The sequence below is a fragment of the Kitasatospora sp. NPDC088134 genome, from assembly GCF_044741705.1.
In the GTDB taxonomy this organism is placed as follows: domain Bacteria; phylum Actinomycetota; class Actinomycetes; order Streptomycetales; family Streptomycetaceae; genus Kitasatospora.
On record NZ_JBIUTD010000001.1, the window covers coordinates 498,025 to 513,932 of the forward strand.

At 73.3% G+C, this 15,908-nt stretch carries 10 protein-coding genes; 6 read left to right on the top strand and 4 right to left on the bottom strand.

From position 1 onward, the window contains the following. Positions 1-109 precede the first annotated feature (109 nt). Both ACIOHG_RS02135 and ACIOHG_RS02140 read left to right on the top strand, forming a co-directional pair. Complete coding sequence (locus ACIOHG_RS02135) at positions 110-6,328, top strand: DNRLRE domain-containing protein (protein ID WP_400944833.1); 6,219 nt, start codon at positions 110-112, stop codon at positions 6,326-6,328. 61 nt (positions 6,329-6,389) lie between these two features. Further along, positions 6,390-6,821: a PH domain-containing protein gene (locus ACIOHG_RS02140; protein ID WP_400944288.1), complete on the top strand. Its 432-nt coding sequence runs from the start codon at positions 6,390-6,392 to the stop codon at positions 6,819-6,821. Between the two features lie 21 nt (positions 6,822-6,842). Here the strand turns inward: ACIOHG_RS02140 and ACIOHG_RS02145 are convergent, their stop codons facing one another. After that, positions 6,843-8,846, bottom strand: a complete 2,004-nt coding sequence (locus ACIOHG_RS02145; protein WP_400944290.1) for an FAD-dependent oxidoreductase — start codon at positions 8,844-8,846, stop codon at positions 6,843-6,845. A 107-nt stretch (positions 8,847-8,953) separates the two neighbouring features. On the opposite strand from ACIOHG_RS02145, the gene ACIOHG_RS02150 reads away from it, so the two are divergent. After that, positions 8,954-9,346, top strand: coding sequence for an RNA-binding S4 domain-containing protein (locus ACIOHG_RS02150; protein ID WP_400944292.1), 393 nt, complete (start codon positions 8,954-8,956; stop codon positions 9,344-9,346). A 32-nt stretch (positions 9,347-9,378) separates the two neighbouring features. Here ACIOHG_RS02150 and ACIOHG_RS02155 read toward each other — a convergent pair whose 3' ends face one another. Beyond that, a complete protein-coding gene (locus ACIOHG_RS02155; RefSeq protein WP_400944294.1) occupies positions 9,379-9,873 on the bottom strand; it encodes a histidine kinase in 495 nt (164 codons plus the stop codon). 126 nt (positions 9,874-9,999) lie between these two features. Here ACIOHG_RS02155 and ACIOHG_RS02160 point away from each other — a divergent pair, with 126 nt between their 5' ends. Further along, entirely contained in the window at positions 10,000-10,410 is a 411-nt protein-coding gene (locus tag ACIOHG_RS02160) for a YchJ family protein (protein ID WP_400944296.1), read from the top strand. Between the two features lie 7 nt (positions 10,411-10,417). Here the strand turns inward: ACIOHG_RS02160 and ACIOHG_RS02165 are convergent, their stop codons facing one another. Next, the gene (locus ACIOHG_RS02165) at positions 10,418-11,458 is read right to left on the bottom strand and encodes a GNAT family N-acetyltransferase (RefSeq protein WP_400944298.1); all 1,041 of its coding nucleotides are present in this window, start codon (positions 11,456-11,458) and stop codon (positions 10,418-10,420) included. Between the two features lie 21 nt (positions 11,459-11,479). Then, positions 11,480-12,412 carry a polysaccharide deacetylase family protein gene (locus ACIOHG_RS02170; RefSeq protein WP_400944300.1) on the bottom strand — a complete coding sequence of 311 codons (933 nt, stop codon included), beginning with the start codon at positions 12,410-12,412 and terminating at the stop codon, positions 11,480-11,482. A gap of 260 nt (positions 12,413-12,672) precedes the next feature. On the opposite strand from ACIOHG_RS02170, the gene ACIOHG_RS02175 reads away from it, so the two are divergent. Together ACIOHG_RS02175 and ACIOHG_RS02180 are read left to right on the top strand one after the other, a co-directional pair. After that, entirely contained in the window at positions 12,673-15,165 is a 2,493-nt protein-coding gene (locus tag ACIOHG_RS02175; protein WP_400944302.1) for an ATP-dependent Clp protease ATP-binding subunit, read from the top strand. Positions 15,166-15,255: 90 nt separating this feature from the next. Next, complete coding sequence (locus ACIOHG_RS02180) at positions 15,256-15,903, top strand: hypothetical protein (RefSeq protein ID WP_400944304.1); 648 nt, start codon at positions 15,256-15,258, stop codon at positions 15,901-15,903. Positions 15,904-15,908 lie beyond the last annotated feature (5 nt).

Here is a 15,908-nt window from a genome sequence, read left to right on the forward strand (position 1 = left end):
AGTGGCGGAACAGTGACGAGGAGTGGAAGTGCGCGAACGCAGGACGGGACGCCGCAGCGGGCTGATGCCACCGGGCGTCCGGGGGGTGGGCGCCGTGCTGGCACTCGCCATGTCGGTCTCGCTACTGGCCGGGACGGAGACCGCGCTGGCCGCGCCGAAGCCGGGCAAGTCCGGTGGGGCGCAGGGCACGAAGTGGGCCGCCGAAGCCGCTGACATCCCGTCGGCGCGGGTGGCGGCACGGCTGTCCGGGCAGCGGGTGGAGGCGCTGTCCGAACGGAGCGAGACGTCGACGACGTGGGTGAACAAGGACGGCTCGCTGACCACCGAGCTGTTCGCCGGCCCGGTGCGCTTCGAGCGGGACGGGCAGTGGACGGACGTCGACCTGACGCTCCAGCAGCAGGCGGACGGCTCGGTGGCGCCCAAGGCGCACCCGGGCGCGCTGAAGTTCGCCGCGCCGGGCGGCAGCCGGGCGCGGTCCTTCGCGGACTCGCAGGCCGGCAAGGACGAGAACCGCACCCTGGTGACCCTCGGCGAGGGCGACCAGCAGGTCGAGCTGCAGTGGAAGGGCGGCCTGCCCCGGCCCGAGCTGGACGGTACGAAGGCCACGTACAAGGACGCGATCGGCGACGGCGCGGCCGACCTGGTGGTGGAGGCCACCCGGACCGGCTTCGAGCAGTACACCGTCCTCAAGCAGCGCCCGGCGGCGGCCGGTTACTCCTACACCATGCCGCTGAAGGCCAAGGGTCTGAAGGCCGAGCAGCAGGCGGACGGCGGCGTGCTGCTCACCGACCGGAAGACCGGCGAGCAGAAGGCCGTGCTGCCCGCCCCGGTGATGTGGGACGCCACTTCGATCGAGGGCTCCCGCGAGCACCCGAACCGGGCGAAGGTCGACCTGAAGGTCGTCCAGCGTGGCGAGAACATCGACCTGGTGTTCACCCCGGACGCGGCGTTCCTCGCCGACCCGAAGACGCAGTACCCCGTGACCGTCGACCCCTCGACCGTCGCCCTGGGCAACGTCTTCGACACCCGGGTGCAGAAGGGCGAGACCGTCGACTGGTCGGCCGACACGGAGCTGTACTGGGGCAATTCCGGTACCAAGAACGCCGACGGCTCCTCCCGCGAGGCCCGCGCCTTCATCAACTGGAACACCGCACCGATCGCGGACGCCCTGGTGATGAACGCGACCCTGTCGCTGTGGAACTTCCACTCCGGCAACAACGACTGCCTCCCCTACGCCTTCGACGTCTACGACACCGGCCTGGCCTCGACCGCCTCCCGGTGGACGGCGCAGCCCGCCTGGACCTCCAAGCTGGCGTCCTCGACCGAGACCAGGGGACGGGCGGCCTGCGGCGGCGCCGGCTGGATCAACGCCGACGTCACCAACCTGGTGCAGACCTGGACCTCGGCGAAGAAGTCCGTCTCCGGCATGGGCCTGCGCGCCCCCGACGAGACGAACACCAAGTACTGGAAGGAGGTGAACTCCTCCGAGGCCGGCTCCAACGTGCCGAAGCTGACGGTCACTTACAACTACCGGCCGCGCAGCGGCACCGACCAGCAGGCCGGCTCGCCGTTCTACAAGGACGCGGGCGGCGTCTGGTGGGTCAACTCCACCACCCCGACGCTGCGCGACACCTTCGTCGACCCGAACAACGACAAGGTCAACGGCACCTTCCAGATCTTCGACAACGACACCAACGCGCAGGTCGGCAACGTCCTGGTCTCTCCCTACGTCGCCTCGGGCCAGCCCGCCTCGGTAACCGTCCCGGCCGGGGTGCTGGCCAACGGGAAGACCTACCGGTTCCGCACCTCGCCGTACGACGGCACGCACTACAACCTGGGCTGGTCGCCGTGGGCGTACTTCACGGTCGACACCTCCGCACCGTCCGCACCCTCCGCGATCGGCTCGGCCGACTACCCGTCGGGCCAGTGGGTCAAGGGCGCCGGGCAGAGCGGCGTGTTCAGGGTGACGCCGCCGTCCGGCGACCAGAGCGCCCTGGAGTGGACGCTCGACGGCGCCCACTGGACCAAGGTCCCCACCGGCGGCTCCGCCGCCGAGGTCGCCCTGACCGTCACCCCGGAGCGGGCCGGCACCCAGACCCTGCAGGTGCGGGCCGTCGACCGGGCCGAGAACAAGTCCGAGCCGGTCTCCTACACCTTCCAGGTCGGCGCCGGCGGCGTGATCGCCCCCGGCGACGGCACCCGCACCGCCGCCCGCCTCCCGCTGATCGCCGAGGCCGACGCCGCCAAGTACAACGCCGTGTCGTTCTCCTGGCGCCGCTCCGACGCCGACGCCTGGACGACGGTCCCGGCCGCCGACGTCACCAGCGGCGGCACCGCCGTCACCTGGCCGGTCGCGCTGAACGGCGGCAAGAGCCCGTCACTGACCTGGAACGCCACCTCCACCGTCGACCCCGACGGCACCGTCCAGTTGCGCGCCGACTTCACCGGCCCCAACGGCGCTGCGATCTCCTCGGAGGGCGTCAAGGTGGTCGTCGACCGCAGGGCGAGCGGCGCCGCGACCCAGCAGGTCGGCCCCGGCACGCTCAACCTGCTGACCGGTGACTTCACCGTCTCCGCCACCGACGTGTCGCTGTTCGGCCTCACCGTCGGCCGCACCCACTCCTCGCGCGACCCGAAGGCCCCGGCGAACAAGGACGGCCAGGCGCCGATCTTCGGCCCGAACTGGACCTCCGGCGTGGCCTCCGAGGTCTCCCAGTCCGGCTACACCGAGATCCGCAGGACCTCCGGCACCTCGCTGGACGTCGTCCTCGCCGAGGGCGACACGATCGGCTTCACCGCCGACGCGGCGGGCAACGGCTGGGTGCCGGAGCCCGGTGCCGAGGCACTGACCCTGCGCGGCTCCTTCGCCTCCGGCGACTTCACCCTCTCCGACACCGAGGGCGCCGTCACCACCTTCGCCAAGGTCGACCCGGCCGTCGCCACCTGGACGGTGACCTCCAGCCTGCTGGACGGCCTGGCCAACTCCACCACCACCGTCGTCTCCGAGAAGACCGTGGTGAACGGCAAGACCCTGGCCCGGCCGAAGTACCTGATCGCGCCGACCTCCGCCGCGACCACCGCCGCCTGCGCGGCCGACCCGGCCACCAAGGGCTGCCGCGTCCTGCAGTTCGGGTACGCCACCGCCACCACCGCGACCGGCAACACCAACAGCACCGACTTCGGCGACTTCACCGGGCAGGTCTCCACCATCAAGCTGTGGGCCACCGCCCCCGGCGCGACGGGCGCCACCGCGACCGACGTGGCCACCTACCGCTACGACCTGGCAGGCCGCCTGCGCCAGACCTGGGACCCGCGGCTCGGTCCGGGTACCAAGACCCAGTACTCGTACGTCGAAGGTGCCACCTCCGACGGCGCCCTGTACGCCGTGCTGCCCCCGGGCATCAACGGCGGCTACCACATGGCCTACGGCAGCATCGCGGGCAACCCGGCCGCCGGCGACGGCATGCTCACCAAGGTGTGGACCAACACCCTCACCCCCGGCACCACCAGCACCGTCAACGGCACCGCCACCACCACGATCGTGTACGGCGTTCCGACCAGCGGCAGCAAGGCCCCCGAGGACCTGTCGGCCGCCGCCGGCGCGACCTGGGGCCAGACCGACCTGCCCACCGACGCCACCGCCGTCTTCCCCGCCGACCAGGTCCCCGCGTCCCACAGCGGCGCGAGCCTGAACGCGGGCGACTACACCCGGGCCACCGTCACCTACCTGAACGCCTCCGGCCGCCAGGTCAACACGGCCGCCCCCGGGCACCGCATCACCACCACCGAGTACGACAAGTGGGGCAACAGCGTGCGCACGCTGACCGCCGCCAACCGCGAACTCGCCCTCGGTGCGAGCAGCGCCGCCAAGGCCCAGCTGGCCGACCTCGGCATCAACACCCTCCCCAGCGGCGAACGCGCCCAACTGCTCTCCAGCACCAGCCTGTTCAGCGCCGACGGGCAGCGCGAGACGGAAAACTCCGGTCCGCTGCACCGCGTCACCCTGGCCGCCGACGTGGTCTCCGGCGGCGCGACCGTCGCCCGGGCCGGCACCCAGACCGTCGCCCGCACCCGCACCGTGAAGACCTACGACGAGGGCCGCCCGACCGACGGCACCGCCAAGGTCAAGGACCAGGTCACCACCACCGTCACCGGCGGCGCGCTACGCGCCTGGCCCGAGGTGTTCACCGAGACCCGCACCGACCGGAGCGTCTTCGACTGGGCGCTCGGCGTCGCCACCCAGCAGGTCCAGGACGCCGGAGGCCTGAACCTCACCACCACCACCGGCTACGACAGCCAGGGCCGCGTCACCTCCAAGCGACTGCCCAAGTCGAACGGTTCGGACGCGGGAACCACCCGCACCACCTACTGGTCCGGCACCGGCACCGGCGCCTGCGCCGGCCGCCCCGAGTGGGCCGATCTCATCTGCAGCACCGGCCCGGCCGGCGACATCACCGGCGGCGGCGCCAACCCGGCCCAACTGCCCGTCAAGACCGTCCAGTACGGCCTGTTCGGCCAGACCGCGCAGACCGACGAGAGCGCGAACGGCGTCACCCGCACCACCACCATCACCTCCGACGCGGTCGGCCGCCCGGTCACCACCACCGTCACCGGCGGCCTCGGCGCCGCCGTCCCGGCCGTCACCACCACCTACGACCCCGCCACCGGAGCCGTCACCAGGCAGACCTCGGCCGGCGGCGGGACGATCACCAAGGCGTACGACGCGCTCGGCCGCCAGATCTCCTACACCGACGCCGACGGTGCGACCACCACCACCGAGTACGACGCCCTCAACCGACCCACCAAGGTCACCGACAGCGCGCCGTCCACCACCACCTACACCTACGACACCGCCCTCGACCCGCGCGGCCCGGCCACCTCGGTCACCGACTCCGTCGCCGGCACCTTCACCGCCCGCTACGACGCCGACGGCAAGGCCGTCAGCCAGGGCCTGCCCGGCGGCTACACCACCGCCGACGCCTACGACCCGACCGGGACCGCGGTCTCCCGCACGCACACCCGGAACAGCGACGGCGCCGTCCTGCTCGCCGACAGCATCACCGAGACCGTCCATGGCCAGTGGGCCACCCACACCGGCACTCCCGGCGTCACCGCGGCCCAGACCTACGCCTACGACAAGGCCGGCCGCCTCACCACCGTCCAGGACACCTCGCCCGACGCCGTCTGCACCACCCGCACCTACGGCTTCGACCACAACACCAACCGCACCGCCCTCACCACCGCCGCCGCCCCCCGGGGCACCGACTGCACCACGAACGGAGCGACCACCCAGGCCGGCACCTACGACAGCGCCGACCGCCTGGTGAACCCCGGCTACGCCTACGACGCCTTCGGCCGCACCACCGCCCTGCCCGGCACCACCCTCGCCTACTACACCAGCGACCTGGTCCAGCAGCAGACCACCGGCGCCAACCGCTCCACCTGGACCCTCGACCCCGCCCAGCGCTTCCGCGCCTGGACCACCGAGACCAACAGCGGCGGTGCCTGGACCACCGGCCGGACCTCCACCCACCACTACGGCTCCGACGGCGACAGCCCCCGCTGGACCGGCGACAACCTCGGCAACTTCACCCGCAACGTGGCCGGCCCGAACGGCGACCTCGGCGCGACCACCGCCAACGGCGGCACCGTCACGTTGCAGTTCGCCACCCTGCACGGCGACACCGGCCTGCAACTCCCCCTCGCCGGAGGAGCTCCCACCGTCCTCGACTACGACGAGTACGGCAATCCCCGGGCCGGCCAGGCCGCTGTCCGCTACGGCTGGCTCGGCGCCAAGCAGCGCGCCTCCGACACCCCTTCCGGCCTGACCCTGATGGGTGTGCGCCTCTACAACCCCGGCACCGGACGCTTCCTGTCCGTCGACCCGGTGGCCGGCGGCAACGCCAACGCCTACGACTACGTCCACGGCGACCCGCTCACCAGGTTCGACCTCGACGGCCGCTGGTGCCTGGTCGGGAAGAACAGGAACGGCACCTGCCGGGGCCACAACACCGTCCACAAGGTCACCAGGTGGGCCTACAACAACCGCGCCCAGATCGCCTCGGTGGCCTCCATCGGCGTCTGCGTCTTCGGCGGGCCCGTCGGCTGCGCGGTGGCCTCGGGCATCGCCTACGCCGTCAACGTCCACCAGTACGGCTTCACCACCCGCGGACTGGTGGTCAACGCCCTGACCATCGGCTGGGGGACCAAGGTCGGCCTGATGACACGGGGCTACCGGTTCGCCACCCGGTGGGGCGGATGGGCGTTCAACTCGCTGTACGCGGTGCCTTCCCTCGCTTGTACCATCCGATGGGGCAGGTGCCCGTAGCCGTACCACGCCGCCGGGCCTCGCGTCCGAGGCCCGGCGGCATCATGTCGATCCTCCATGGGTGGCCCTGTTGAAGACCTACAAGAACCCTTCGTACTCGCTCCTCGGCCTCACCGCGGTCGCCGTGGGATTCCTGCTCGCGTGCCTCGACCTCTCCGCGGCCCGGTCGCTCACCTTCGAGACAGTGGCCAAAATCCTCCTGTACGTGGCGCTCGCCGCTTTCGGGGTGGCAGTGGTCAGGATCAAGGTCCGCTCCACCCCCGAGGGGGTGGAGGTGAAGAACCTCCTGAGCAGCCGCTTCGCCCCGTGGCGCGAGATCACGGGCTTCCGGACCGAGGCGAGCCTCGTGATCGACCTCGCAGACGGCCGCGCGATCAAGTGCTCCGCCGTCCAGCCGAGCAACGTCTCCCACGTGTCGAAAGGCAGGAGTTACGCCCACCGGGTCGCCGACGAGCTGAACGCGGCCCTGTCCCGGAACAACGGAATCCGCTGACGGGAGGAGCACGGCCGCCGGTCAGAGCGCGGCGGCCAGCCGGGTGCCCTGGTCGATGGCGCGCTTGGCGTCGAGCTCGGCGGCCACGTCGGCGCCGCCGATCAGGTGCGGTTCGACGCCGCGCGCGCGCAGTGCCTCGACCAGGTCGCGGCGGGGCTCCTGGCCCGCGCAGAGCACCACGGTGTCAACGGGCAGCACCTGCTCCTCGCCGCCGACGGTGACGTGCAGCCCGGCGTCGTCGATCCGGCGGTACTCGACGCCGGGGACCATCACCACGCCGCGGTGCCGCAGTTCGGTGCGGTGGATCCAGCCGGTGGTCTTCCCCAGGCCCGCGCCGACCTTGCCGGCCTTGCGCTGGAGCAGGTAGACGCTGCGCGGGGCGGCGGCCCGGACCGGCGCGGCCAGGCCGCCGGGGCCGGTGTGGGCGGCGTCCACGCCCCACTGGGCCAGGAAGTCGGCGTCCGGGCCCGGGTCGGTGAGGTACTCGGCGACGTCGAAGCCGATGCCGCCCGCGCCGATCACCGCGACCCGGTCGCCGGCCTTCGCGCCGTCCCGCAGCAGGTCCAGGTAGCCGAGCACGCTGGGGTGGTCGACGCCCTCGATCTCCGGGGTGCGCGGGGTGACGCCGGTGGCCAGCACCACCTCGTCCCAGCCGGTCAGGGCGTCCGCGTCGGCGACCGTGCCGAGGCGCAACTCGACGCCGGTGCGGGCGAGTTCGTGCCGGTAGTAGCGCAGCGTCTCGTCGAACTCCTGCTTGCCGGGGACCTTGCGGGCGACGTTCAGCTGCCCGCCGATCTCCGCGGCGGCGTCGAACAGGGTGACCCGGTGGCCGCGGCCGGCGGCGGAGACGGCGAAGGCGAGTCCGGCGGGGCCGGCCCCGACCACGGCGATCCGCTTGCTCAACCGGGTGGGGGCGAGAACGAGTTCGGTCTCGTGGCAGGCCCGCGGGTTGACCAGGCAGGAGGTGACCTTCCCGCTGAAGGTGTGGTCCAGGCAGGCCTGGTTGCAGCCGATGCAGGTGTTGATGGACTCGGGGGCGCCGGCCGCGGCCTTGTTGACGAAGGCGGGGTCGGCCAGCATCGGGCGGGCCAGCGAGACCAGGTCGGCGTGGCCGGTGGCGAGCAGCTGCTCGGCGACCTCGGGGGTGTTGATCCGGTTGGTGGTGACCAGCGGGATGCCGACCTGGCCCATCAGCTTCTTGGTCACCCAGGCGAAGGCGCCGCGCGGCACCGAGGTGGCGATGGTGGGGATCCGGGCCTCGTGCCAGCCGATGCCGGTGTTGATGATCGTGGCGCCGGCCCGCTCGACCTGCCGGGCGAGTTCGACCACCTCGTCGAAGGTGGAGCCGCCGGGGACCAGGTCGAGCATCGAGAGGCGGTAGATCAGGATGAAGTCCGGCCCGACCCGCTCGCGGACCCGGCGGACGATCTCCAGCGGGAAGCGGGTGCGGTTGGCGTAGGAGCCGCCCCACTCGTCGGTGCGGTGGTTGGTCTGCGCGGCGATGAACTCGTTGATCAGGTAGCCCTCGGAGCCCATGATCTCCACGCCGTCGTACCCGGCGGAGCGGGCCAGCTCGGCGCACCGGGCGAAGGACTCGACGGTCGCCTCGATCTGCTCCGCCGTCAGCTCGTGCGGGACGAAGGGGCTGATCGGGGCCTGCAGCGCGGACGGCGCGACCAGGTCCTCGTGGTAGGCGTAGCGCCCGAAGTGCAGGATCTGCAGGGCGATCTTCCCGCCCTCGGCGTGCACCGCGTCGGTGATCACCCGGTGCTCGGCGGCCTCCTGCTCGGTGGTGAGCTTGGCGCCGCCGGACCACGGGCGCCCGGCCTCGTCGGGCGCGATGCCGCCGGTGACGATCAGGCCGACGCCGCCGCGGGCGCGCTCCGCGTAGAACGCCGCCATCCGCTCGAAGCCGTGCTCGGCCTCCTCCAGGCCGACGTGCATGGACCCCATCACCACGCGGTTCGGCAGCGTGGTGAAGCCCAGGTCGAGCGGGGCCAGCAGGTGCGGGTACGCAGCAGTCATCGACGCCTCCGGTCGGGATTTGTTACCCAACGGTAGGGCGCATCGATCGAGGGATGCAACTAGTTGCAAAAACCGGGGCGCGGCGACGACGCACTACAGTCGGGGCCATGGCGACGGACGAGGCGAGCGCGCGGATCGACAGCTGGATCTGGGCGGTCCGGCTGATCAGGACCCGCTCGGCGGCGGGCGCGGCCTGCCGGGCCGGGCACGTCAAGCTGAACGGGGCCGCCGCGAAGCCCGCGCAGCACGTGAAGCCGGGCGACGACGTGCGGGTCCGGATCGAGGGCCGGGAGCGGATCGTCAAGGTGGTGCGGCCGATCGCCAAGCGGGTCGGCGCGCCGGTCGCCGAGACCTGCTACGAGGACCACAGCCCGCCGCCCCCGCCGCGTGAGGAGCGGCCCGCCGGCGTCGCGGTGCGCGAGCGCGGGGCGGGCCGCCCGACCAAGCGCGACCGGCGCGACCTGGAGAAGCTCAAGGACGGCCACCGGCCGTACTTCTGAGGCCCGCTCAGCCCTTCAGCAGTGCGGCCCGCTCAGTCCTGCTCGGCCTTCTTCTCGGCGGCGCGGACCTGCGCGGCGAACTCCTCGGCGGCCAGCCGCTCCACGGTGGCGCCGTACTCGGCGGCCAGCGCGTCGGCCGGCCCGTGCTCGTGCTCGACCAGGTCGACCACCAGCAGGGCCCGCCCGTCCTCGACCCGGGAGGAGAGCAGGATCAGGCCCGCGCCGCCCTCGGTCAGCTCGCTCTGCTCGGCGGCGTTGCCGAGCGCCGCGCCGGCCGCGAAGCCCAGCAGCACCCCGATCGGGCCGCCGAGCAGCCCGACCAGGCCGCCGACCAGGCCGGAGCCGACGGTCGGCACGCCCGCGCCGCGCACGTGGCTCTCCGGGAAGTCGAGGACGCCCTCGGCGTCGCGCTCGACCACCGCGACCTGCCGCAGGCCCGGCAGGTGCTTGGCCTTCTCGTAGGCCGCGCGGCAGTCCGCCGGGTCGGTGAAGCCCAGCAGCAGCACGTTGTGGTGGTGGTCGCTCATCCCGCTGTCCCCTTCGTCGGCCGGCCTCCGTCTCCGGCACGGCACCCGCCCCATCCTGCCCCGGCCACCCCGTACCATGCCCCGGCGCCGCGCCGGGCACCCCCCGGCGGCGGCGATAATGGGGGGATGGCCCGCCGACGCACCCCCGCCCAGCCCGCCGCCCAGGACTGCCCCTGCGGCCTGCCCGCCCGCTACGCCGACTGCTGCGGCCGACTGCACCGCGGCGAGGCCGCCGCGACCACCGCCGAGCAGCTGATGCGCTCCCGGTACAGCGCCTTCGCCGTCCGCGACGAGCCGTACCTGCTGCGCTCCTGGCACCCCGACTTCCGGCCCACCACGGTGGACTTCGACCCCACGCTGCGCTGGGAGCGGCTGGAGATCCTCGGCACCACCGAGGGCGGCCCGTTCCACACCGTCGGCGCGGTCGAGTTCCGCGCGCACTTCCGCCAGGGCGGCCGGGCCGGCGCGATGTCCGAGGACAGCCGGTTCGTCCGGCACCACGGCGAGTGGATGTACCTGGACGGCCTGGTCGACTGACCGGCCGTCAGGCCGCGCTCCGGAGCCGGTGCTTGAGGCCGAGCAGCGCCCCGCCCGGGCCGTGCGGCCGCAGCCAGCCGGTGTCGGTCCGGTCCACGGCGCCGAACCGGTACTTGTAGGGCTCGTCGCCGCGCAGGAAGTCGAAGGTCCGGACGCCCTCGGCGGCGCAGGAGCGCAGCGCCGCGTCGATCAGCGCGGTGCCGAGCGAGTCGGCGGCCCAGCGCACGTCCCAGCCGATCTGGTAGTAGGCGAACCGGTCGGCCCAGCGGAAGCCGTACAGCGCGCCGACCACCTCGTCGCCGCGCCGGGCCAGCTGGAAGGCCGGGCCGCGGCCGGGCGCGGCCGTCTCCAGCAGGCGGCGGTGCAGCGGCAACCGGTCGGCGCCGAAGCTGCTGACGCCGCCCGCGGCGGCCTCCCGGCGCAGCCGGTGCAGGCGCAGCAGCTCGTCCAGCAGGGCCGGGTCGGCGGTGCCGGGCGGCAGCCAGTGGAAGGTGATCCCGGCGGCGGCCAGTCGGCGGTGGGCGCGCCGGTTGGCGGCCCGGAAGTCGCGCGAGCCGAGCCGATCGGGGCCGTCGGCGAGGTCGGCGCGCGGGCAGGCGGAGCGGGTGACGGGGCGGGCGCCGGGCGGCAGCAGCCAGTCGTGGCCGGGGTCGAGTCCGGGCAGCCACAGCGTGCTGCGGCGGGCCCGGCGGTCCAGCCAGGCGGCCACCTCGGCGCGCCGGTGCGGCCGGACGGCGGGCCCGCAGTGGTCGGCGGCGCCCGGCCCGGTGCCGAGCAGGGTGAGCACCGGCACCTCGACGGGCAGCCGATGGTGCGCCCGCTGCCGGACGGCGGCCAGCGGCAGCACCGCCTCGGCCCGGCCGTCGGGGCCGCGCCAGACCGCGATCTCGCCGTCGAGCCCGGCGCCCAGGGTGCGCCACCAGGCGAGCACCCAGTCCGGCCCGGCGAACCACGAGCCGTCCGGGTCCTCGGCGACCAACTCCCGCCAGTCGTGGACGAGTTCGCCGTCCAGTTCGGGTGTGCGGTGGATCTCCGGTGCGCCGTCCACTGGCCCGGCCCCCTCTGCTCGCTAGTGGCCGCCGCGCAGCCGGTGCACGGCCGGGTGCAGCCCGGACAGGATGGTGTCGAAGCGGTCCGGGCCGGTGTGCGAGTTGACCCGCAGCCGGCTGATCCGCAGCCGGTGGGCGGGGACCAGCTCGGTGTGCCGGTGGTCGAACAGGAAGCCCGTACGGTACCCGAGGCTGCGCAGCACCCGCTCGGCGCGCGGGTCGAAGTTGCCGTTCGGGTAGGCGAAGGAGCTCGGCGGGCGGCCCAGCCACTGCGCCAACCGCTCGTGGGCGCGGACGAGTTGGTCGTCGACCTCGGGATCGGAGCAGCGGTCCAGGCAGGGGTGCGAGGCGGTGTGGTTGCCGATCGCCACACCGCCGTCGAGCAGCTCGTGCAGTTCGGTGCGGCTCAACTGCCGCTGCCGGGGTGCCCGTTGGCGGGCGGTGTCGCGCAACTCGGCCAGGGTGCGCTGCCGTTCGCCGTCGGGCAGGGTCTTCATCCGGCGGACGGCCGCGGTCGGGCCGAGGCCGCGCAGGGCGGCGGCCCGGCCGCCGTGCCCGACCAGGTGGGCGGCCTCGGTCCACCAGTAGGGTTCGTCGCCGTCGACCAGGTCGGTGATCACGTAGGCGGCGGCGGGGATGCCGAGCCGGGCGAGCACCGGCAGGGCCTCGGTGAGCACGCTGCGGTCGCCGTCGTCGAAGGTGACCAGGACGCTGCGCGGCGGCAGCGGGCGGCGGTGCTCGGCGGCCCGGGCCACCTCGTCCAGCCCGACCGGGCGGGCGGTGCGCACCAGGCGCTCCATCTGGCAGCGGAACGCGGCCGGGTCGTCGACGCCGTGATAGGCGAGCACGGCGAGCCGGCGGGCCGCGCGGGCCCGGAAGACCGGCTGGAGCGGGGAGCGCCGCAGCAGGGCGTCGATCCCGCGTCGCCGGGCGGCACGTTCCGTGGTCGGCATGGCCTCGCTCCCCCTCCGGTGGCGCGCGCGGGTACCCCGGGCCGGTCGGCCCGGGGTACCCGCTGGACTCCAGGTCACAACCGTCCCATGTCCAGGTAATGCCTGTCCCAAGTTCCTGGAAGCCCGCTGGGAGAAATGCGCCGATCGGCCCGGTCCGAGCCGGCACCACCTGTCCGGATCACCCGCTTTGCCGACGATATGCCGGATTGCCATAGTGCTGAGGACTGCTGCCCAGTCCGTCCCATGGGAGTGCCACCACGATGACCATGCCCGGCTTCGGCTCGCTCGGCTCCAACGACGCCTTCTCCGAACTCCTGAACCGCTTCTTCGGGCTCAATCCCGCCGCCGCGCCGCCCGCCGTCCAGCGGGTCCCGATCGGCCGGTTGCTCACCGAGTCCGCCCGCGACCTGATCGCCCGGGCCGAGCTGCGCGCCCAGGAGGACGGCAGCATCGACCTGGACACCCCGCACCTGCTGTGGGCCGCCACCCGGGTCGACCCGGCCCGCTCGCTGCTCGCCCAGGCCGGCGCCGACCCCGACAAGCTGGCCGCCGCGATCGAGCGCGCGCTGCCCGCCGGCGAGGCCGACCCGTCCGCCGACCCGGGCCTGACCCCCGCCGCCAAGCGGGTGCTGATCGGCGCGCACGCCCGCTCGCAGGCCGCCGGCGTCTCCTACATCGGCCCCGAGCACATCCTGGCCGCGCTGCTCGACGACCCCGACTCGGCGGCCGGCCGGCTGCTCGGCGCCCAGGGTGCCGACGCCTCCCGCCTGCAGCGCGGCGCCGAGGCCGCCGCCCGCGGCGAGCGCGCCCCCGCCAAGCCGGAGAGCAAGACCCCGACCCTGGACGAGTATGGGCGCGACCTGACCGAGGAGGCCAAGCTCGGCAAGCTCGACCCGGTGGTCGGCCGGGCCGAGGAGATCGAGCAGACCGTCGAGATCCTCTCCCGCCGCTCCAAGAACAACCCGGTGCTGATCGGCGAACCCGGCGTCGGCAAGACCGCGATCGTCGAGGGCCTGGCCCAGCGGATCGTCTCCGGCGACGTCCCCGGCACCCTCAAGGACCGCCGGGTGATCTCGCTCGACCTGTCCGGCCTGGTCGCCGGCTCCAAGTACCGCGGCGAGTTCGAGGAGCGGCTGAAGAAGGTCATCGACGAGGTCCGCGAGGCCGCCGACTCCACCGTCCTGTTCATCGACGAACTGCACACCGTGGTCGGCGCGGGCGCCGGCGGCGAGGGCGCGATGGACGCCGGCAACATGCTCAAGCCCGCGCTGGCCCGCGGCGAGCTGCACGTCATCGGCGCCACCACCGTCGACGAGTACCGCAAGCACATCGAGAAGGACCCGGCGCTGGAGCGCCGCTTCCAGCCGGTGCTGATCCCGGAGCCCTCGGTCGAGGAGACCGTGCAGATCCTGGAGGGCCTGCGCGACTCCTACGAGGCGCACCACCAGGTTCGCTTCACCGACGAGGCGCTGCGGGCCGCCGCCGACCTCTCCGACCGCTACGTCTCCGACCGCTTCCTGCCCGACAAGGCGATCGACCTGATGGACCAGGCCGGCGCCCGGGTCCGGCTGCGCGGCCTGGGCCGCTCCACCGAGGTGATCGGCCGCGAGGACGAACTCGCCAAGCTGCACCGGGAGAAGGACGAGGCGGTCGCCGCCGAGGACTTCGCCCGCGCCTCCGAGCTGAAGGGCCGGATCGCCGACCTGGAGGCGCAGACCGCCGAGATCGAGGAGCGCCGCGAGGGCGTCGTCTCGGTCACCGTCGACGACATCGCCGAGGTGCTGTCCCGGCGCACCGGCATCCCCGTCGCCCAGCTCACCGAGGACGAGAAGGCCCGGCTGCTCAAGCTGGAGGACGAGCTGCACGCCCGGGTGATCGGCCAGGACAAGGCCGTGGTCGCGGTCTCCGAGGCGGTCCGCCGCAGCCGGGCCGGGATGGCCGACCCGAACCGCCCGGTCGGCTCCTTCCTGTTCCTCGGCCCCACCGGCGTCGGCAAGACCGAACTCGCCAAGGCCCTCGCCGAGTTGATCTTCGGGGACGAGGACCGGCTGGTCCGCTTCGACATGAGCGAGTTCCAGGAGAAGCACACCGTCTCCCGCCTGGTCGGCGCCCCGCCCGGATACGTCGGCTACGAGGAGGCCGGGCAGCTCACCGAGGCGGTCCGCCGCCGCCCCTACTCGGTGCTGCTCTTCGACGAGGTCGAGAAGGCCCACCCCGACGTCTTCAACGCGCTGCTCCAGGTCCTCGACGACGGCCGCCTCACCGACGGCCAGGGCCGCACCGTCGACTTCCGCAACACCGTGGTCATCATGACCTCCAACATCGGCTCGCAGCTGATCCTCTCGCACCAGGGCGAGACCGACGAGATCCGCGACCGGCTGATGGACGAGCTGCACGGGCGCTTCCTGCCCGAGTTCCTCAACCGGATCGACGACATCATCGTCTTCGACGCCCTCGGCGAGGACGACCTGCTGCGGATCGTCGACCTGATGCTCGCCAACTCCGAACGCCGGGTCAAGGCGCAGGGGTTGGAGCTCGACGTCACCGAGGCCGCCAAGAAGTGGCTGGTCGAGCACGGCCACCAGCCCGAGTTCGGCGCCCGCCCGCTGCGCCGCACCATCCAGACCAAGCTGGACAACCGGCTCGCCACCATGCTGCTCTCCGGCGAACTCCAGCCCGGCGACACCATCGTGGTCGACGCGCAGGACGGCGAACTCACCACCTCGATCGGCCGGCCCGCCGCCTCCGAGTGACACCCCCGCGCCGCCGCCCCCGCTCCTCCCGGGGGCGGCGGCGCCGTTCCGCCCGCCCGGCCGACAGTGCGCCGTGGCAGGCTCCGGGCCATGAACCTCACTGCCACGTCCCACAGTTGGGACGAGTCCGTGGCGCTGTTCGAGCGCCGCGGCCTGCCGGAGTCCAGCTACGAGAACCTGTACGACGAGACCTACGACGTGCACCCGGGCAGCCTGGCCGTCGACGGCGAACTCGACCTGGACGCGCTGGACCTGTACGGCACCGGCCTGGTCGTCGACGGCGACCTGACGGTGTCCGGCCCGGTCCTCAACCTCGACGACGGCTGCCCGGCCCTGGTCGTGCTCGGCGACCTCACCGCGGGCTCCGTCCACCTGGGCGGCGACGCGAAGCTGCTGGTCCGCGGCAGCGTGCGGACCGGGGCGTTCGTCGGCCACATGACGGACAAGCTGGTGATGATCGGCGGCGACCTCGCGGCCGGCGTCACCGTGCTCTCCAACGGCTTCTTCCCCGACCTGGTCGGCGGCGCGCTGACCGGCCCGGTGCTCGCCCCCGCCTACGCGCTGGCCGAACTGGAGAACGAGGTCACCGAGGGCACCGCCGCCGAGGTCCTGGTCCCGGAGCTGCTGCGCGCCGACGGCGAGCAGGACGAGCGCTTCTTCGACGCCCCGGGCGTCCACGGCGACCGTCTCTTCGCCCACCTGGAGGCCGGCCGCCCGGTCCTGCGCACCAGGGGTTGACGGTG

Coding starts and splice junctions, on each gene's coding strand:
- ACIOHG_RS02155 (WP_400944294.1), bottom strand. CDS start 9,873: ATGAGCGACCACCACCACAACGTGCTGCTGCTGGGCTTCACCGACCCG.
- ACIOHG_RS02145 (WP_400944290.1), bottom strand. CDS start 8,846: ATGACTGCTGCGTACCCGCACCTGCTGGCCCCGCTCGACCTGGGCTTC.
- ACIOHG_RS02175 (WP_400944302.1), top strand. CDS start 12,673: ATGACCATGCCCGGCTTCGGCTCGCTCGGCTCCAACGACGCCTTCTCC.
- ACIOHG_RS02135 (WP_400944833.1), top strand. CDS start 110: ATGTCGGTCTCGCTACTGGCCGGGACGGAGACCGCGCTGGCCGCGCCG.
- ACIOHG_RS02150 (WP_400944292.1), top strand. CDS start 8,954: ATGGCGACGGACGAGGCGAGCGCGCGGATCGACAGCTGGATCTGGGCG.
- ACIOHG_RS02170 (WP_400944300.1), bottom strand. CDS start 12,412: ATGCCGACCACGGAACGTGCCGCCCGGCGACGCGGGATCGACGCCCTG.
- ACIOHG_RS02180 (WP_400944304.1), top strand. CDS start 15,256: ATGAACCTCACTGCCACGTCCCACAGTTGGGACGAGTCCGTGGCGCTG.
- ACIOHG_RS02160 (WP_400944296.1), top strand. CDS start 10,000: ATGGCCCGCCGACGCACCCCCGCCCAGCCCGCCGCCCAGGACTGCCCC.